Origin of the sequence: Planomonospora parontospora (genome assembly GCA_014647935.1) — a bacterium.
Taxonomy (GTDB): domain Bacteria; phylum Actinomycetota; class Actinomycetes; order Streptosporangiales; family Streptosporangiaceae; genus Planomonospora; species Planomonospora parontospora.
The window spans coordinates 40,376-59,485 of the sequence record BMQD01000018.1 but is presented as its reverse complement, the minus strand read 5'-3'; the positions used below and the strand labels follow the sequence as shown (position 1 = coordinate 59,485).

General features: G+C 71.5%; 14 protein-coding genes. 6 read left to right on the top strand and 8 right to left on the bottom strand.

The window, feature by feature from the left end:
• On the top strand, positions 1-915 hold the full coding sequence (locus IEZ07_RS25530) for an alpha/beta fold hydrolase (protein WP_191897066.1): 915 nt from the start codon (positions 1-3) through the stop codon (positions 913-915).
• On the opposite strand, the gene IEZ07_RS25525 is transcribed toward IEZ07_RS25530, so the two are convergent.
• A complete protein-coding gene (locus IEZ07_RS25525; RefSeq protein ID WP_204054552.1) occupies positions 878-1,888 on the bottom strand; it encodes a GlxA family transcriptional regulator in 1,011 nt (336 codons plus the stop codon). The genes IEZ07_RS25530 and IEZ07_RS25525 overlap by 38 nt on opposite strands.
• Positions 1,889-2,261: 373 nt before the next feature.
• Here IEZ07_RS25525 and IEZ07_RS25520 point away from each other — a divergent pair, with 373 nt between their 5' ends.
• Together IEZ07_RS25520 and IEZ07_RS25515 are read left to right on the top strand one after the other, a co-directional pair.
• Positions 2,262-5,762 (top strand): tetratricopeptide repeat protein, encoded by a 3,501-nt coding sequence (locus IEZ07_RS25520; protein ID WP_191897065.1) that lies wholly within the window; start codon positions 2,262-2,264, stop codon positions 5,760-5,762.
• Between the two features lie 208 nt (positions 5,763-5,970).
• Positions 5,971-6,774 (top strand): hypothetical protein, encoded by an 804-nt coding sequence (locus tag IEZ07_RS25515; RefSeq protein ID WP_204054553.1) that lies wholly within the window; start codon positions 5,971-5,973, stop codon positions 6,772-6,774.
• Positions 6,775-6,854: 80 nt separating this feature from the next.
• Here IEZ07_RS25515 and IEZ07_RS25510 read toward each other — a convergent pair whose 3' ends face one another.
• Both IEZ07_RS25510 and IEZ07_RS36445 read right to left on the bottom strand, forming a co-directional pair.
• Positions 6,855-7,241: a hypothetical protein gene (locus IEZ07_RS25510; protein WP_191897064.1), complete on the bottom strand. Its 387-nt coding sequence runs from the start codon at positions 7,239-7,241 to the stop codon at positions 6,855-6,857.
• Positions 7,242-7,317: 76 nt separating this feature from the next.
• The gene (locus tag IEZ07_RS36445; RefSeq protein WP_191897063.1) at positions 7,318-7,545 is read right to left on the bottom strand and encodes an AbrB/MazE/SpoVT family DNA-binding domain-containing protein; all 228 of its coding nucleotides are present in this window, start codon (positions 7,543-7,545) and stop codon (positions 7,318-7,320) included.
• 179 nt (positions 7,546-7,724) lie between these two features.
• On the opposite strand from IEZ07_RS36445, the gene IEZ07_RS25500 reads away from it, so the two are divergent.
• Positions 7,725-8,366 (top strand): response regulator transcription factor, encoded by a 642-nt coding sequence (locus IEZ07_RS25500; RefSeq protein WP_191897132.1) that lies wholly within the window; start codon positions 7,725-7,727, stop codon positions 8,364-8,366.
• Positions 8,367-8,479: 113 nt separating this feature from the next.
• On the opposite strand, the gene IEZ07_RS25495 is transcribed toward IEZ07_RS25500, so the two are convergent.
• Genes IEZ07_RS25495 through IEZ07_RS25485 form a run of 3 tightly spaced genes read right to left on the bottom strand, consistent with a single transcriptional unit; the run spans position 8,480 to position 11,888 of the window.
• Entirely contained in the window at positions 8,480-9,778 is a 1,299-nt protein-coding gene (locus IEZ07_RS25495) for a sensor histidine kinase (RefSeq protein ID WP_204054556.1), read from the bottom strand.
• On the bottom strand, positions 9,775-11,106 hold the full coding sequence (locus IEZ07_RS25490) for an FtsX-like permease family protein (protein ID WP_204054557.1): 1,332 nt from the start codon (positions 11,104-11,106) through the stop codon (positions 9,775-9,777). Before IEZ07_RS25490 ends, IEZ07_RS25495 begins: the two co-directional genes overlap by 4 nt.
• Positions 11,107-11,111: 5 nt before the next feature.
• Complete coding sequence (locus tag IEZ07_RS25485) at positions 11,112-11,888, bottom strand: ABC transporter ATP-binding protein (RefSeq protein ID WP_191897061.1); 777 nt, start codon at positions 11,886-11,888, stop codon at positions 11,112-11,114.
• A gap of 808 nt (positions 11,889-12,696) precedes the next feature.
• Between IEZ07_RS25485 and IEZ07_RS25480 the strand changes: the two genes are divergently transcribed.
• The gene (locus tag IEZ07_RS25480; RefSeq protein WP_301549349.1) at positions 12,697-14,088 is read left to right on the top strand and encodes an endo-1,4-beta-xylanase; all 1,392 of its coding nucleotides are present in this window, start codon (positions 12,697-12,699) and stop codon (positions 14,086-14,088) included.
• 11 nt (positions 14,089-14,099) lie between these two features.
• Positions 14,100-15,446, top strand: a complete 1,347-nt coding sequence (locus IEZ07_RS25475) for an extracellular catalytic domain type 1 short-chain-length polyhydroxyalkanoate depolymerase (protein WP_191897059.1) — start codon at positions 14,100-14,102, stop codon at positions 15,444-15,446.
• Between the two features lie 53 nt (positions 15,447-15,499).
• Here the strand turns inward: IEZ07_RS25475 and IEZ07_RS25470 are convergent, their stop codons facing one another.
• The gene (locus IEZ07_RS25470; RefSeq protein WP_191897058.1) at positions 15,500-17,119 is read right to left on the bottom strand and encodes a glycoside hydrolase family 27 protein; all 1,620 of its coding nucleotides are present in this window, start codon (positions 17,117-17,119) and stop codon (positions 15,500-15,502) included.
• Between the two features lie 130 nt (positions 17,120-17,249).
• Positions 17,250-19,067 carry a family 43 glycosylhydrolase gene (locus tag IEZ07_RS25465; protein WP_191897057.1) on the bottom strand — a complete coding sequence of 606 codons (1,818 nt, stop codon included), beginning with the start codon at positions 19,065-19,067 and terminating at the stop codon, positions 17,250-17,252.
• Positions 19,068-19,110 lie beyond the last annotated feature (43 nt).

Here is a 19,110-nt window from a genome sequence, read left to right as displayed (position 1 = left end):
ATGCTTCGCAGGATCAGGACATCCGTCGCGGCCGCGCTGTGCTGCGCCGCACTCGGCGCGGGGGTCACCGCCTGCGGCGGCGACGCGGTGGAGAACTGGGACCCCTTCGCCTCCGCCACGCGGACGGCCGATGCGACCCCGGTCTCCGGGACCGAGAAGATCGACGTCGCGGGCCGGTCGGTGAACGTGTCCTGTTCCGGCGACCCGGCGGAAGGCGGGCCGGTCATCGTCCTGATGCACGGGGCGGGCGACGGGCTGGACAAGCTGGCCGCCCTCCAGGAGACGCTGGCGAAGCGGAACCGGGTCTGCTCCTACGACCGGCTCGGCGCGGGCGCCAGCGACCGGCCGGACGGCCCGCAGGACTTCGCCGGCACCGGGAAGATCCTGACCGGGGTGCTCGACCGCGTCGCCGGTGACGGCCCGGTCGTCCTGGCCGGCCACTCGCTGGGCGGGCTGATCGCCGCCAGGTACGCCCCCGACCACCGGGACAGGGTCAGCGGGCTGGTCCTGATGGACGCCACCCCGTCCACGATGGCCGCCGACATCACGAAGGCGATCCCCGAATCCGCCAAGGGCCCGGCGGCCGAGCTGCGCGCGCAGAACCTCGCGTTCTTCCGGGGCGAGAACCCGGAGAAGCTCGTCATCACCGACGGCGAGGTCCGTTCCGCCGGGAACATCCCGGTGGAGGTGATCCAGCACGGCGAGCAGTACCTCGCGGCCGTCCCCGAGTACGGGCCGCGCCTGGAGAAGGCATGGTCCGCGGGCCAGCGCAGGTGGCTCGCGCTGTCCCCCGGCAGCAGGCTGAGCACGGCCGCCGCCAGCGGGCACCACATCTACCTCGACCAGCCCGATGTCGCCGTCCAGGCCATCGAGCGCGTCACCGCGGAGGCCGCCCGTCAGCCGCGTGACGAGTGACCGGTTCCCGGCGCCTGCCGAAGTCCCGCCGGTAGTCGCGGGGAGGGACACCGTGCCGTTTGACGAAGTGATCGCGCAGGACGCCGTCGGAACGGAAGCCCACGCGGTCTGCGATCTCCTGGATCGACAGGTCGGTGGTCTCCAGTAGTTCTTCGGCCCGGTCGAGCCGCTGGTCACGCAGCCAGGCGTGGGGTGTGGTCCCGGTGACCTCCCGGAAGCGGCGGGCGAAGGTGCGCGGGCTCATCAGCGCGTGCCTGGCCAGGTCGTCCACCGACATGGCCTGGTGGAGCCGGGTCCGTGACCAGCGCAGGACGTCGTCCATGCGTGCGTCGTCGGCCCGGGGCCCGCCCGCGGCCCGGGCGTCCGGCGGGGCGGGGACGGCGGGGACGTAGTGGACCTCTCCGCTCTCCCGGCGCGGCGCGACCATCGCCTCCCTCGCGACGGCGTTCGCGACGGCCGTGCCGTGCTCGCGACGCAGGAGGTGCAGGCACATGTCGATGCCCGCCGCCGCTCCGGCACCGGTCACCAGGCGTCCCTCGTCGACGTACAGGGCCTCCGGTTCCACCGTGACCCGGGGGTGCCTCCCGGCCAGGTCGGCCACCAGGCGCCAGTCGGTGGTGGCGCGGCGGCCGTCGAGCAGGCCGGTCCCGGTCAGCAGGAACGATCCCGTGCCGTAGGCGGCGACGATCGCCCCCCGCCTGTGGGCGTCGCGGATCGCGTCGGCGACCGGTTCGCGCAGGGTGAGCGGTCTGCCGTCGGTGGGCAGCACGATGACCAGATCGGCGGTGCTCATGGCCTCGGGCCCGTGCCCCACCTCCATGAGGTGGCCGAGATCGGTGCGGAGGGCACCGCGTCCGTCGGCGCAGACGGTGAAGCCGAAGGAGGGCAGTCCCAGGTGGGACCGGTCGGCGAACACGTTGCTCACCGCGCTCACCCCGAACGAGCTCACCCCGTCGGTGGCGAAGGCGGCCACGGACCGGAAAGGGGCGACCGGATGGACGGACGGGTGGTTCGGTGTGTGACGGCCTTTCTCCAGCCGGCATCGGCCTGAGCCAGACCGCCCTCTTCGCGCGGTTGCGGTCACGGGTCGTTCCTTCCGAATGGAGCGGAGTCTCCGCTGCTGCCGTGGACTGATGCCGTGGACTACAGCCTTTCGACGCACCGAGCGTACGAGGGCCGGATGGCCGGAGGCTGGACGTCGTCCGGACGACGTCACCTGCGCTGATGCCGCTCAATCAGGGGTGTACCGGCAGAAGTCGCCACTACCGGCAGAAACCGGAAGACCTCACCGGCGGTGACGCAGTAGCTTGTCGAATCGACGGGGATCATGTGTCAGGGGAGGCACCATGACGTTGGGTGAGCTGCTGCTCGCGTACCGGAGGAGAGCCGGCGTCACCCAGCGGGAGCTCGCCGGTCGTGCCGGCGTCGGCGTCCGGACGCTGCGCGACATCGAACAGGGTGCGGTCCGGCGCCCGCACGCCCGCTCCGTACGCAGGCTGATCGAGGCGGCCGGCCTGTCCGCCGCCGAGCTCGACCTGCTCCAGGAGGCTCCCGGGCCCGGCCCGCTCCGGGAGGCCGTCGAGGGCCTGCCCCGGCACCCCGGGGACCCGGCGCTGCGGATCGAACTCCTGGGACCGCTGACCGTCCGCGTGCTCGGGCGCGCCGCCGACCTGAGGCCCCCGATGCAGCGCCGCCTCCTGGGCCTGCTCGCGCTCCAGGCCGATCGCGTCGTCACCCATACGGAGATCGTCGACTTCCTCTGGGGGGAGGAGATCCCCGCCACCTACCCGGATCTGGTGCACACCCATGTGTCACGCCTGCGGAGGTTCCTCGGCGGCGCCGGCGCGGGCGAGGAGCTGATCAGCCGCACCGGCGCGGGCTACCGCCTCGCCTTGGCGAGCGGTCAGAGCGATCTGCTGGACTTCACCGACCTGGTGGCGCGGGCGGCGGCCCACCGCGACGCGGGCGAGACCGAGGACGCCGAACGAGCCTACGAGGAGGCGCTGTCGCTGTGGCGGGGGCAGCCGCTGGCCGACCTCGCCCCGCACGCGCTCCACCACCCGGTCGCCGTCGCCGTGTCCCAGCAACGCCTCGCCGCGGTCCTGGACCACGCCGATCTGGCCCTGGGGCACGGGCACCATCAGGCCGCGCTGGAGCGGCTCCGCGAGCTCCTCCCCGCCGAACCGCTGCACGAGGGGCTGAACGCGCGGATCGTGCTGGCGCTGGCCGCGTCCGGGCAGCGGGCCGCGGCGCTGCGCGCCTTCGGCGACCTCCGTGACCGGCTCAGGGACGACCTCGGCATCGAGCCGGGCCCCGAACTGCAGGACGCCCACACCAGGGCCCTCGGTCAGGAGGCCGCGGCGCAGGCGTCCGTCCCTCCCCCTTCCGGTCTCCGCCCCGATGCCGTTCCGGCCGAACTCCCCGCCGACATCGCCACCTTCACCGGCCGCGAGCGGCAGATCAGCCGGCTGAACGACCATCTGACCGCTGCGGACACCCGTCCCGCCGCGGCCGGGCTGTCGGTGATCAGCGGTACGGCCGGCGTCGGCAAGACCTCGCTCGCCGTGCACTGGTCCCACCGCGTGCGCCACCGCTTCCCCGACGGCCAGCTCTTCTACAACCTGCACGGTTACTCCGACAGCGCCGCCAAAACGGCCGCCGACGCGTTGAGCAGCTTCCTGACGGCCCTCGGGGTGCCGCCGGCGAACGTCCCGCTCGACGTCGACGCCCGGATCTCCCTGTTCCGCACCATGACGGCGGACCGCCGGCTGCTGCTGGTGCTCGACAACGTGACCGGCCCCGACCAGGTCCGCCCCCTCCTTCCGGCCAACCGCCACAGCGCGGTCGTCGTCACCAGCCGCAACGACCTGTCCGGGTTGAAGGTCCACGGCGACGCTCTGATCGTCGAGCTGGACGTGCTCGACGACGGAGAGGCCGTGGCCCTGCTGACGCGGCTGCTCGGTGCGGGCACCCACGATGCGTCACCGGAGCTGCTGGGCGAACTCGCCCGGCTGTGCGCCCGGCTGCCGCTCGCGTTGCGGATCGCGGCGGCGAACATCAGCCGGGGCGTCTACGGCACGGTGCAGGAGTACCTCACGGCGCTCCGTGCAGGCGACCGGATCGCCGAGCTGGCGATCGACGACACCAGGAGCACGGCGGTGGAGGCGGCGTTCGCCCTCTCCTACGCCGCGCTGCCGCCGCGGGCGGCACGGCTGTTCCGGCTGATCAGCCTCGTACCCGGGGTGGACTTCACCCTCGACGCGGCCGCGGCCCTCAGCGGGTCCGGCGCGGCCGAGACCAGGCGGGAACTCACCCGGTTGGCCAGCGCGCACCTGGTCGACCGGTACGAGCCCGGCCGTTACCGCTTCCACGACCTGCTGCGGTTGTACGCCGCGGAACGCACCGCCGAGGAGGAGCGCCCGGACGATGCCGCGAAGGCCCGGCAGCGCCTCTACGACTGGTATCTGCTGAGCGTCCGGGCGGCCGTCGAGCAGGGCCATCCCCACTGGGTCAAGCTTCCGCCGGGCGCGACGTCCGAGGGCGTGACGCCCGCCTCGTTCGCCGATCCGGCCTCGGCGGCGAGATGGCTGGCCGCAGAGCACCGCAACCTCGTCGCCGCCGTCCACCATGCGGCCCGATCCGGCCCGCGGCAGGCGGCCTGGCTCCTCACCGACGCGATGCGCAGCCATTTCTGGGCCAGCGGGAGCATGAGCGACTGGCTCTCGTGCGCGCAGGCGGCGGTGACGGCCGCGGAGGAGGAGGGAGACGTGCCGGGCATGGCCGCGGCCATGCTGACCCTGGCGAACGCGCACGCGTTCCAGGGACGGCACGACGCGCTCTCGTTGTTCACCAGGGCCAGCTCGCTCGCCGACCGGGGCGGCTGGACGGAGGGCACCGCCGCCATCCGGAACAACATCGCCGGCTACTACCTGCGCGCCGGGCGGCTGGACGACGCGGCCCGTTGGCTGGCCGAGGGCATCGAGCTGGACGAGGAAGCCGGCCGGTCGGGCATGCTGGGCATCAAGCACATCAACCTCGCCCAGGTGTACGCGCAGATGGGCCGGCTGGACTCCGCGCTCAGCCACCTCAACCGGGGCCTCGAACTCCACCCGGACACCGACGGCATGACCGCGCTCAACCTCGGAGAGGTCTGCTATCTGCAGGGGAGGTTCGACGACGCGCTCCGACATCTCGGCCGGGCGCTCTCGCTGTCCGAGAAGGCCGGGTCCCACGCCGTCGAGCTGCACTCCCTGGCCTACCTCGCCGAGGTCCACTGCGACCTGGGCCGGTACGAGGCGGCTCTGGCCCACGGGGAACGGGCGCTGCTGCGCAGCCGCGACATCGCCGACCCCTACTTCGAGGCGATCGCGTACAACGCGCTGGGCAGGCTCGCCCACAGCACCGGCCGCCACGTCCAGGCCGCCGAGCACTATCGCCGGGCGGTGGAGCTGGCCGACGAGACCCACGTGTTCGAGAAGACCGCCGCTCTCATCGGGCTGGCGAACGCGACCCGCGGCCTCGACGCGGCCGAGGCCGTCTCCTTCGCCGAGCAGGCTCTGCGGCTCGCCCGCGAGCGGTCCTTCCGCCTGATGGAGGGGCTCGCCCGCACCGCGCTCGCCGACATCGCGCTGGCCGCGGGAGACCGTCCCGAGGCGGTACGGCAGGCCCGGACCGCTCTGGAGATCCACCGTCAGACCGGCCATCGGCTGGGCGAGGCCCGCGTCCTCCGCACGCTCGGTGAGGCCGCCTCCGGCGCCGACGCCGGCTCCTACAGGAACCGGAGCGTGCGGTTGTTCCACGAGATCGGCAGCGCCGAGGCCGCTCGGCGGCCCGGCGCGAGCCCGTGAGCGACGTTACCGCCCGGCAGGCCGTACGGCATCTGACCACGGTCGGATATACGCCTCTGTCCGGGGTCGCACCACCCGCCCGGGCCCGCCCGTCGATATGCGACCCCGGCCAGACGCGCGAACCCCGTCCCGAACCGCACCATTCTCATGTGCCCCGCCGCACCGGGCAGGGCGCACCGACACGGACGAGAAAAAGGGACGGCACCCCATGACCACCGATCTTCGCGGGCGCATCACCGGATGGCGACAGGCCGGCGCGGACCGCAGGGCCGCCAACTCCGCCGCCGACCTGGACCGCCGGCCGGCGTTTCCCGGCCGATGGATCAGCGGCATCTCGCTGATCGCCGGCCCCACCCTGATCCTGGCCGGGACCCTGCTGCGCTCGGAGTTCTACTACTTCGTCCCCTACCAGCTGCGCGCCTACAGCCAGCACCCCACTCTCATCACCGCCGCCTACACCTGCTTCGCCCTCGGATTCGTGCTGCTGTGGCCGGCGGTCATGACGCTGGCCCAGCGGATCTCCGTCACCAACCCGCTGTGGGGCATGTGGGGCGGCTGCCTGGTGATGATCGGCCTGTTCACCCGGACCTTCCAGTTCGGCATCGACCATATGTCCTTCCACCTGACCGACGTCCTGGGCCTGTCCACCATGCTGGAGGGCGTCACCGGCTACTACGACGCCTGGCGCGAGACCCTGTGGCACCCGTTCAAGACCATGTCCGGACCGGCCTTCTTCGGCTGGATCGTGCTGGCCATCGGCGCCTACCGCTCCGGCGCCCTGGGCCTGGGCCGCTCCGTCGCCCTGGGACTGATGTCGGCGCTGGCCCTGGGCCCCCTCAAGGGCACCGAGCCGCAGTCCTTCATCGCCGTGGGCGGCCTGTGCCTGGCCTTCATCCCCCTGGGCGTCTCGCTGCTGCGCAACGGCCCCGCACCGACCCGGCGCGCCGTGATCTGGACCGTCGTCCTCATCGCCGTCCACGTCCTCATGACGGGCTTCGGCCCGCGAGGATGACGAACCCCGACCGGTGCCGGGAGGGCGCGGTCCTGAGCCTCCGACGAAGCCGGAGGCTCAGGACCGCGCCCTCCGCCCCGTCACCGCAGAACGGTTCGGTTCAGCATCACGCGGCAATACCACCAGAACGCGAGGGACAAGACGCCTACCCCGATGTCGAACAGGCTCATCGACGGTCCAAGGATGTCCCACCGGTCCCGGAAGGCGAACGTGAGGATCAGCAGCACCAGCTGGGCCAGCGCGGTCGTCAGAGCCAGCGGCACCGCCCGGCGGGAGCGCAGGAGCGAAGCCGCCGCCGAGGCGAGACCTCCGGCGATGTTGAGGGTCCAGAGGACGCCGAGACCGAACGGATAGTCGGCGAAGTAGCCGATCTGAGGCTCCGCGTAGCCCTGAGCGGCCAAGTAGCCCGGGTTCAGCGTGAGTGTGAGCGCGTAGTCCCGCGCGCCGCCGATGTAGAGCGCGAGCATGAACAATCCGACGACCCACAGATGCCATGGTGCACGGCCTCGCCGAGGATCCTCCACCGCGGTCGGTACGGCGTCCTCACTCATCGTCCCTCCTGTCCTTGCGGGCGTCGAGCACGGTCTCGGCGAGGTGGACGAAGTCGTCGTTGCGCAGCACCGCGATCCCGCGTTCCACGTCCGCCAGCAGCAGCAGCGTGTCTCCGGGAACAATCCCGAACATGTCCCGCATGTCCTTCGGGATGACGATCTGGCCGCGGTCTCCGACTTTCGCCGTCCCGGCGAGCTTCCCTGGTGGTGGTGGCGTCAATCCGACTCCGTACTAGCTCGTTCACACTTTTCATACTTTTCATACATAATCTACAGTATGCGCGCGTGCTGTGGAATGCCCCCGCCCCACCCGCTCCGCGCGGGTGCGGGCCTCGCCGGGTTCCTCGCGTATTCGCCGCGTGCCATCATGTGCTCGTGGAGGAGAACCGGCCCTTGCGAGTGGTCATCGCCGAAGACCACGTCATCCTGCGCGACGGCATGGTGGAGCTGCTGACCGGGCGCGGCTGCGAGGTCGTCGCCACGACCGGCACCCCGGAGGGCCTCCACGACGCGGTGCGCGCCCATCGGCCGGACGTGGTGATCGTGGACATCCGCATGCCGCCCTCCTTCACCGACGAGGGCATCCGGGCCGCCGAAAGACTGCGTGCCGATCATCCGGATCTCGGTGTGCTGGTCTTCTCCCAGCACGCCGAGCCGGCGTGGGCCACCAGGCTGCTGGCGACCGGCGCGCACGGCGCCGGATACCTGCTCAAGGAGCGGGTGGCGGCCGTCTCGCAGTTCGTCGACGCGCTGCACCGCGTCGCCACCGGAGGCACCGCGCTCGACCCGGAGATCGTCGACAAGATGATGCGCGGCGGCCGCCGGCGCCTGGACCGGCTCACCGGCCGGGAGCGGCAGGTGCTCGAGCTGATGGCGCAGGGCTACTCGAACAGGTCGATCGCGGCGCGACTGGTGGTCACCGAGCGGGCGGTGGAGAAGCACGCCGCAGCGATCTTCGGCAAGTTCGAGCTGCCGTCGACCGACACCGACAACCGCCGGGTCAAGGCCGTCGTCACCTATCTGACCGAGGTGGGTGCCTGAGCCCGGCTCAGCCGCCCGCCGGCGACCTCACTTCCGCCTGGATGGATGCCTGAGCACGGCTCGGATGCTCGCCACCGGCCTGGTCCCGGCCCGGATGAGCGCCGGAGCCCGGCTCAGAGGCTCGTCGGCAACCTGATCTCGACCCGGGTGGGACCGCCGGGCGGGCTGTCGACGGTCAGCGTGCCGTCGACCGAGGCGAGCCGTTCCCGCAGCCCGGCCAGACCCGTACCGGTGCCCATCTCCGCGCCGCCCCGGCCGTCGTCGGTCACCGCGATCCGCAGCAGGCCGCCCTCGGCCGACGCGTCGAGCCGTACCTCACTCGCCCCGCTGTGCTTGACCACGTTGGTGAGCAGCTCGACGACGCAGAAGTAGGCCACGCGCTCGATCCCGGGCTGCGCCCGTTCGGGCATCCGCAGGGAGAGTTCGACCGGCAGTGCCGCGTCCTCGCCGAGGGCCCGGAGGGCCGCGGGCAGGCCGTCCTGCAGGGCGGTGGGATCGATGCCGTGGACCAGTCGGCGCAACTCGGCGATGGTGTGGTCGGTCTGCTCGCGGGCGCGGCCGACGAGCTTCCGCACCCGCTCGTCCTGCGGGTCCACCGAGTCGGCGACCAGGGCCAGCGTGATCGCGATCGCCACCAGCTGGGCCTGGGTGCCGTCGTGCAGATCCTGTTCGATCCGGCGCAGGCTGCGGGTGTGCTCGGCGATGGCGGTGCTGCGCGCCCGGCGCAGATCGGTCAGCTCCCGCTGGGCGCGGCTGGGCCCGAGCAGCTGCCGCGCCGCCCACACGTTCAGCAGGGTGGTGCCCCGTACCGCCCAGGGCACCGCCAGCAGGACCAGGAGCCCGGCCGGGACGGCCAGGCCGGTCAGCCACGCCGGCGGCCGGCCCACGGGCTGGGTCGTCAGCAGCCAGACGCTCATCCCGATCATCAGGCCGCCCAGGGCCGGCAGGCCCGCCGCGGCCAGCAGGCCGAGCACCGCGAGCGGGAAGCGGACGAACAGGTAGCCCACGGTGCGCCAGCCGGCCGGATCGGCGAGACCGGCCCGGACCCAGGCGACCGCGGTCGGTGACGCCGCGATGCCGGCCGGCGCCTCGATCCGGACGTCCAGCAGCGAGCGCAGCAGTCCTCGGTGCAACCGCCCGGTGAGCCGGGCGGCCCGCAGTTCGCCGGCGATGACGGGAAGCCCGACGACGGTCAGGGCGAGCAGGGCTCCGGCGTACGTGCCCAGCAGTACGGCGGCCAGGCCGAGCAGTGCGACCGGAAAACCCGCGAGGGCGAACGCGACCTCGCCTGCGCGCAGCCGCGGCCACGACCGCGCCACCCGGGACCGCGCCGTCCGGGACCGCGGGACGGGGAGACCGTCCGCCGGGGCCGCGGTCCCGGCGGGCGTCGGCGTGCCGGCCCCGCCGGTCACGGCGCCGTCACCGTGGTGGCCGGGTCGAGTGCGATGGTCCGCAGACCGGCGACCATCTCCGCGGTCACCGCGAGGAGCACCGCGCCGATGAGGATCGGTGCGTAGTCGCCCATGGAGACGTACGGTACCGGGTCGTCGGTCAGTGACAGTGCGAACGCGATGCTGACCGGGGCGGCGATGGCGACACCGAGCACGACGCCGGTCAGCGCGGTCAGCACCGACTCGGCCGCGAGCATCCGGACGAGCTGCCGCTTCGTCGCGCCGATCAGGGTGAGCAGCGCGTACTCCCGCTTGCGGGCCGTGGTGAGCGAGATCAGCGTGTTGAGCGTCGCCACCGTCCCGAACAGGGCGAGCATCGCCACCTCCACGCCGCGCAGCCAGACGTCGTCGTCCGACACCGCGTCCGGCAGCACGCCGGCCATGTGGTGGCGCATCGTGTCGGTGATCACCATGAACGTGGTCGACAGGCCGACCAGCAGTGCGATCGGCACGACCGCGGAGGACAGCCGGTGGGCGTGGCCGCGCGTGTTGACCGCGGCCAGCCAGCCGCCCGACTCACCGCCGCGCAGCAGGCGCAGCGGCAGACCGAGCAGCGTGACGACGATCCGGGCCGGCAGCGGCCCGAGCAGGGCCAGCGCGACCATCGACGCCAGTGCTCCGAGCAGGGCGGCCTGGGCGGCCTCGTCCGGCTCCTGGCCGACCAGGAAACCGCACAGCACCCCCACCCCGCCGACGACGATGAGCCCGAGCAGCGTCCGGAACCAGCCGATCCGGCCCGTCTCGGCCGACGTCCCGGCCATCGCCGCGCTCGGTGTGCCGCGCGAGATCCGCCAGGTGGCGAAGACCGCCGCGAGCAGACCGACGAGGACCGTGGCCAGCGTGGCGATGAGCGGGGGCAGCGGGTTGCCGGGCACGATGGCGCCGGCCGGTGCCAGGCCGCGGTCCACCAGGGCGGACAGGAAGCTCCGCGCGGCGACCGCGCCGGCCGCCCAGGCGGGCGGCGAGACCAGCAGGATCAGGCCGGCGACCTGGAAACGGACGAGCCGGCGCACCTGCCGCGGCGTGGCCGCCACCGTGCGCAGCAGCGCCAGGTCGCGGTACTGCCCGCGGATCGCGAAGCCGAGCGTGGTGACCGCGACGAACATCGCCATGATCATCGCGATCTCGCCGAACGCACCGCCGATCAACGCGAGGTCGGAACCGCCCTCGGTCGTGGTCGCCGCGGCGACCATCGACCCGAACATGGTGATCACGGACACCGCCAGGAACAGCGCCGTCGCGAGTCCGGCGAAGGAGGCGGGACGGGTGCGCAGAGCACCCCAGGCCATCTTGATCATGAGAGTCCGCCCAGTTTCTCCGCGATGACCGCGGCCGACGGCCGGGTCAGGTCCTCCACCAGCTCGCCGTCGGTCATCATCAGCACCCGGTCGGCGAAACTGGCGGCCAGCGGGTCGTGGGTGACCATGACGCAGGTCCGCCCGTGCTCCTCCACCCCCTCGCGCAGCAGCCGGAGGATCTCCCTGCCGGTGTTGCGGTCGAGGGCGCCCGTCGGCTCGTCGGCGAAGAGGATCTCCGGCTGGTTGTACAGCGCCCGGGCGATCGCCACCCGCTGCTGCTGCCCGCCGGAGAGCCTGCCCGGCCGCTCCTTCTCGCAGCCGCCCAGGCCGACCTGGGTGAGCACCCTGCCGACCCGCGCCCGGTCGACCCGGCCGCCCATCAGGCGGGTGGGCAGCACGACGTTCTCGGCGACCGTCATGGCCGGCATCAGGTTGTAGGCCTGGAAGACGAAGCCGACCGTCGAGCGCCGCAGCCGGGCGAGCTTGTGCTCCCGCAACCTGGTGATCTCGGTCGGGCCCCAGTGGACGGCGCCCCGGGTGGGGCGGTCCATACCGGCCACGCACTGCAGCAGGGTGGTCTTGCCGGATCCCGACGGGCCCATGACCGCGGTGAACGAGCCGGGGGCGAAGGTGACGTCCACCCCCTGGAGCGCGTGCACCCGGCCGCCGCCGCGTTTGAACTCGCGGCGCAGTCCCCGCACCCGGATCTCCCGGCCGGCGCCACCGCCTTCCGGCCGGACACCGTACACCTGCTCGTTTCCGAAGAGTGACATGCCTCGATTCTCGGCACGGCCGCCGTCCCGGACGATCGTGGTGACACCCGAATCCGGGGTTCGGATATCCACACCCCGGCCTCGGCGCGGGGCCGACCCTTTTCCGCGGCACCCCTTTCGGTCCGCCCGGCCGGCCCGCCCCCGTGCGGAGGCGGAGCGGCGGACACGGAGCGACCCGGGCGCGTGGTGTCACCCAGGCTCGACGACCTTGCGCGTCCCATGGGCGGGGAGCCATGTTAGCGCTATCATCCGGCGGTACGACCCTCCTTCGACACCCCGCGTCCTTGGTGGTGATGGCGGCGAGTAAATACAGCCGACCCGGATGTCGTCAAGAGGTACGGCCCCGGGCGCCGGCCGCGCCGGGCGGGTGCCGCTCCACTCACAGTCGGCCTCCGTGGCCGCAACTTGCGGATCCGGCCTGAAACTTTCACGGCCAGACACCGGTAATTTTCTGCCCGATCACTCCCGTTGGGGCCTCAAGCTGCTCCATAACACCGGCATCCGAACCTCAACCCCCAGACTGATCGCTCCGAAATTTTCGCTGAGGTGTTGACATGTTTCGGTTACGTTTCCACACTGATCTCCGAGGCGGTCGGCCCTGCCCGATGTGGTGATCGGCGAGGGCCGCCGGTCATGACGCCGTCGTGGTGTGCACCTCCAGTCAGGGGTGCGGCGTCGTCCACCGGGTTCCCGCACATCCCCCTTCCGTGATTTCAGTGTGGAGTCAGGCATGGACAGCAAGCCTTTACCCTCATCCGCATCCGCACGTTTCGGCGCCCTCGGCAGGATCATCGGCGCCGTGGGCGCCGTGGGCATCGTAGGCGCGGCGCTGATGGTGTCGACCCCGGCGAACGCGGCGGAGAACACGCTGCACGCCGCCGCCCAGCAGAGCGGCCGGTACTTCGGCACGGCCATCGCCGCCCAGAAGCTGGGCGACTCGACCTACACCTCGATCGCGAACCGCGAGTTCGGCATGATCACCGCCGAGAACGAGATGAAGATCGACGCCCTGCAGCCCAACCAGGGGCAGTTCAACTTCAGCAACGGCGACCGGGTCTACAACTGGGCGGTGCAGAACGGCAAGCGGGTCCGCGGCCACACGCTCGCCTGGCACTCCCAGCAGCCGGAGTGGATGCGGAACCTCCGCGGCAGCAGCCTCCGCCAGGCGATGATCAACCACATCAACGGCGTGATGGCGCACTACAAGGGCAAGATCTACGCCTGGGACGTCGTCAACGAGGCCTTCGCCGACGGCAACTCCGGCGGCCGGCGCGACTCCAACCTCCAGCAGACCGGCAACGACTGGATCGAGGTGGCCTTCCGCACCGCGCGGGCCGCCGACCCGGCCGCCAAGCTCTGCTACAACGACTACAACATCGACAACTGGAACTGGGCCAAGACCCAGGCCGTCTACAACATGGTCCGCGACTTCAAGCAGCGCGGCGTGCCGATCGACTGCGTCGGCCTGCAGTCGCACTTCAACAGCAACAGCCCCTACAACAGCAACTACCGCACGACCATTCAGAGCTTCGCGGCCCTGGGCGTCGACGTGCAGATCACCGAGCTGGACATCCAGGGCGGCTCGGCCACCACGTACGCCAACGTCGTCAACGACTGCCTGGCGGTGTCCCGCTGTACCGGCATCACGGTCTGGGGGGTCCGCGACAGCGACTCCTGGCTCGGCGCCAGCGCCACCGCGCTGCTCTTCGACGGCAACGGCAACAAGAAGGCCGCGTACAACTCCGTCCTGAACGCGCTCAACAGTGCGGACCCGGACCCGGACCCCTCGCCGACCGTCACTCCCACGTCGAACCCGGGCGACGCCGGACAGATCCGGGGTACGGCCTCCGGCCGGTGCGTGGACGTGCCGAACGCCACGACGACCGACGGCACGCAGGTCCAGCTGTGGGACTGCCACTCCAACTCCAACCAGCAGTGGTCCTACACCTCCGCGCAGGAGATCCGCGTCTACGGCAACAAGTGCCTCGACGCCGCCGGCACCGGCAACGGCGCCAAGGTGCAGATCTACTCCTGCTGGGGCGGCAACAACCAGAAGTGGCGCGTCAACTCGGACGGCTCGATCGTGAACGTCCAGTCGGGTCAGTGCCTCGACGCCGCCGGCACCGCTAACGGCGCCCTGCTGCAGACCTACTCCTGCTGGGGCGGCAACAACCAGAAGTGGTCCTGGAACCGGGGCTGAGAGGTCGGATCATGAGACGGCACCAGCCGGTGCCGATCGGGGCCGGGACGGTGATCGCCGCAGTGGTCGCTGCGCTGATCACCGTCCTGGCCGGTCTCGTCGCCGCGGCGCCCAAGGCGAGGGCGGCGACGTTGACCCGGATCGGCGACTTCGGAGCGAACCCCGGCAACATCCAGATGCACCTCTACGTGCCCGACAACGTGGCCGCGCGTCCCGGCATCCTGGTGGCGATGCACGGCTGCAACGGCCGGGCGACCGACTTCCACCAGCAGACGGAGTTCGCGTCCCTGGCGGACCGGTACGGCTTCGTCGTCATCTACCCGCAGGCCAACAAGAGCGCCAACGGCCTGTCGAACTGTTTCGACGTGTGGTCCGCCGAAGCGCTCCGGCACGGAGGCGGCAGCGACCCGGTCTCGATCGTGTCGATGGTGGACTACGTCGTGCGGCGCCACAACGGTGACCCCGCGAGGGTGTTCGCCACCGGTTTCTCCTCCGGCGCGATGGAGACCGTCAACCTGCTCGCCACCTATCCCGACGTGTTCAGGGCGGGCGCCCCCTTCGCCGGCGTGCCCTTCGGCTGTCTCGGCCCGCCCGGTTGCAACGACCGGGCACCGCAGCAGTGGGGCGACCTGGTCCGCAACGCCCACCCCGGCTACACCGGTCCCCGACCCCGGTTGATGGCCTGGCACGGCACCGCGGACGACGTGCTGAACTTCAGCATGTTGCAGAAGGAGGTCGACCAGTGGACCGACGTGCACGGGGTGAGCCGGACGCCCACCTCGACCACCAGCCCGCAGTCGGGCTGGACGCGGAGGGTCTACGGGTCCGGCCAGGTCGAGGCCTACACCGTCAGCGGGGCCGGGCACAACCTGCCGCATCCCGGCATGGCCGCGCACGCGATCCGGTTCTTCGGGCTCGACGGCACCGGTCCCACACCGACCCCGACCCCGACGCCCACTCCGAGCGCCACCCCCGGCGGCGACGGCCGGATCAGAGGCGTCGCCTCCGGGCGCTGCCTGGACGTGCCGAACTCGAGCACCGCTGACGGCACGCAGCCCCAGCTCTGGGACTGCCACGGCGGCGCCAACCAGCGGTGGACCCTCACCGCCTCCCAGGAGCTGCGGGTTCTCGGCGGCAAGTGCCTGGACGCGGCCGGGACGGGCAACGGGGCCAGGATCCAGCTCTACTCCTGCTGGGGCGGCGCCAACCAGAAGTGGCGCGTCGGCCCGGACGGGACGATCGTCGGCGTGCAGTCGGGGCTGTGCCTGGACGCCGCCGGGACGGGCAACGGCGCCCGCCTCCAGCTCTACTCCTGCCACGGCGGCGCCAACCAGAAATGGAGCCTGGGCGCCGCCTGACGCACCCTGCGGTCCGGGCGGTCTCCCTGGGAACCGCCCGGACCGCAGGTGCGTCAGATGCGGTTCCAGCGCTGGTTGGCGGCGCCGCTGCACGTCCAGATCTGGAGGCGGGTGCCGTTGGCCGTGGAGTTGCCGGGCACGTCCAGGCACTTGCCCGCGCCGAGGGCGGTGATGCTCCCGTCGGGGTTGAAGCGCCACTTCTGGTTGTTCTGGCCGTTGCAGTCCCAGATGATCACGCTGGTGCCGTCGGCGGTGCCGTTCTCGTGCACGTCGAGGCACTTGTTCCCGTAGACGCGCAGTTCACCGGCCGCCGTGGAGGTCCACTGCTGGTTGCTCTGGCCGTGGCAGTCCCAGATCCCCACCCGGGTCCCGTTGGCCTGGGAGGCTTCGGTGACGTCGAGGCATCTTCCCGACCCCGCACCCTGGATCCGGGACACGGGGGCGGGCGTTCCGCCGCTGACCCGGAACACGACGGTGCCGTGGGGCGGCACGCTCGCCGAGATGGCCCCGGTGGTCGAGGTGAGGGCGTTCGTCCAGGCCTCGCGCAGGCTGAAGGAGCCACCGGACAGGCCGATCGCCGAGGCGGTGGTGCTGATCGTCGTCGTGCCGCCGCCCTGGTTGAACAGTGCGACCGCGACGTCGCCGTTGCTCAGCCGTTTGGCCAGGATGCGGCGGGTGCCGTCGTTGCTGATCTGGGTGGCCTGGAGGCCGAGCGGGTCCTGGTTGATGGCGATCAGGTTCTGGTTCTTCATGATCGTGGCGGTCGCGGAGTCCATGTTCCGCATGTCGTTGCCCGCGATCAGCGGTGCGGCCATGACCGCCCAGAGGGCGAAGTGGCTGCGCATCTCGGTGTCCGTCATGCCGCCCCGGCCGACCACCATCATGTCGGGGTCGTTGAACTGCCCCGGCTTGGCGTAGCCCGACAGGGGCGCGTTGACGTTGACGATGTTCTGGATGCCCATCGGGTAGCCGTTGGTCTGACCGGAGTTCCAGACGTTGGTGATGTCCTCGGTCGTGCGCCAGATGTTGGCGACGTCGCCCCAGTTCCGCCGCGGGCCGGTCTTCTCGTGGATGCTGTTGGGATTGATGCTGTAGAGGATCGGCCGGCCGGTGGCCGCCAGCGCGTCGCGCATCTTCGCGAAGACGCGGACCTGGTCGTCGATGGTGCCGGTGGGGGAGCACCAGTCGTACTTGAGGTAGTCGACGCCCCAGGCGGCGAACTGCCGGGCGTCCTGCGCCTCGTGGCCCTGGCTGCCGGTGGCGCCCGGATAGGAGCCGAAGTACTGGGCGCAGGTACGGTCCAGGGGCGCCTGGTAGAGGCCGAACTTCAGGCCCCGGGCGTGCAGGTAGTCGCCGAGCGCCTTCATGCCGCTCGGGAACCTCGACGGATTGGCCCGCAGGTTCCCGGCGGAGTCGCGGGCCGGGTCGAACCAGCAGTCGTCGACGACGACGTACTCGTACCCGAGGTCGCGCATGCCTGAACTGACCATCGCGTCGGCGGTCTGGCGGATCAGCGTCTCGTTGATGTTGCAGCCGAAGGTGTTCCAGGTGTTCCACCCCATCGGCGGAGTACGGCCCACGCCGTTCTCCAGCGCCTGAGCCTGGGCGGCGGGGGTGAGCGCCGCGGCCAGGGCCACCGTGGTCAGCAGTGCGCGGATTCGTTTCCTGCTCATGGAGGTCTCTCCTCAGCGGGTCGGAGGCCGGGTCTCCGGCGGGGGCCGGTCCGGGGCGGACAGGACGGCGGGGGCCGCGGTCGCGGCCGCGGTCAGCGGTGATCGGTGCCCGGCCACGGCGCGGCTCCCGTCAGCGGAAGGAGGCGTCGTCGACGTAGAGGCCGTCGGTGCCCGCGGCCGTCTCGACGTAGAAGGAGGCGTTGGTCAGCGTCCCGGTCCACGAGACGGTCGCGGTGCCGGTGAGCCGGGTCCAGCCGCCGGTGCCGACCGTCTGCGCGGGGGTGAGCTGGAGATAGCTCGTGGTGCCGTTCGCGGTGAGGGCCAGGGTCGCCTTCGCACTGGGAGTGCCGCTCTGCGAGCGGACCCAGACCTCGGTGGTGTAGCTCCTGCCGTTGGTGAGCCGGGCGGTCACGTTCTGGTGCGGGCCCTGCCAGGCGGAGGTGCGGCCGGAGTTGAGCAGGGACCGGCTGCCTCCGTGGGCCACGTCGGTCGCGGAGGAGAGGGTGCCGCCGGAGCTCGTCCAGCCGGTCGTGCCGTCCTCCATCGTGCCGTTGGCCAGGAGGTTCCCGCCACCGTCGCCCCCGCCGGTGAAGCGCCACCAGTCGAGGTTGAGCAGGTAGCCGCTGCCACCCGTGAAACGCAGGTAGAGGTCACGGGTGCCGGTCGCGCCGGACACCGGGCAGGTGACCGTGGTCCAGTTCTGCCAGCCGCCGGTGCCGTTGACGGTGCAGGTGCCCACGAGAGTGCCGGTGGGGCCGCCGAGCCGCAGCTCGATCCGGCCGCCGGCGGTGCCCGAGGCCGCGCGGGCGGTGAAGGCGGTGGCCCCGCTGCCGAAGGCGACGCCCTTGACCTTGATGTGGTCACCGTTCTCGATGAAGCCGACGTTGACGCCGCCCTCGCTGGAGGCCTCGGTCTCCACCCCGGACGACCAGGCGATGGTCTCGGCCTCCTGCCGGACGAACGGGTCGAGGGTGCCGACCTGAGGCGGGCCGGCGGTGGTCATGTTGATCGTCGGGATGGTGCCGTCGGCGTTGTAGGTGAACTTCTCCACGGCCACCGACCTGGTGTAACCGCCACCGCCCGGCAGCGCGCCGTTGTGGTAAAAGAAGTACGACCCCCCGGCGTAGTCGATGATCCCCGCGTGGTTGGTGAAGCTGCCGCCCTGCCGGGGCATGACCGTCCCCCGGTAGGTCCACGGCCCGGTGGCGCTGGGGGCCGTGGAGTAGGCGATGAACTCCGAGCAGCATTCCGCGGCGAACACGTTGTAGTAGAGGCCGTTGCGCTTGTAGACCCAGGGCCCCTCCTCGTAGAGCGTGGGGCGGCCGGGGTTGCCGCTGCGCGCGCCGAACCCCGCAGCGGTCAGCTGGACGTAGTTGATCCCGCCGGAGTAGGAGACCATGTCGCTGTTCAGGCGTACGTACGCGAGGCGGGGGTTGCCCCAGTACAGGTAGGCCTGGCCGTCGTCGTCGACGAGGACGTTGGGGTCGATCTCGTTGTTCTCGACCAGCGGGCGGTTCAGCGCGTCGCGGAACGGCCCGGTCGGGCTGTCACCGACCGCGACGCCGATGGCCATGCCGCCGGTCGCCCGGTTCCGCACCGGGACGTACCAGTAGAACCTGCCGTTGCGGTGGGTGACGTGGCCGGCCCAGGCGTTGGCGTCGGCCCAGGCGAAGGTGGCCAGGCTCATGGGCGAGCCGTGGTCGGTCCAGTTGGCCATGTCGGCCGAGGAGTAGACGCGCCAGTCGCGCATCGTGAAGTACGTGGAGCCGTCCTCGTCGTGACCGGTGTAGAGGTAGACGCGGCCGTTGTGGACGAGCGGTGCGGGGTCGGCCGTGTAGATCGTCTGGACGATCGGGTTGTCCGCGCCGGCCGGTGTCGCGGGCAGCAGGGTCATGACGCAGAGCACGCTCATGATCCAGGCCAGGCGGTGTAATGGTGCAGATCTCATGGCGTTCCTTTCGAGGTTGGACCTCGGGCCGGGAAGCGTTGCC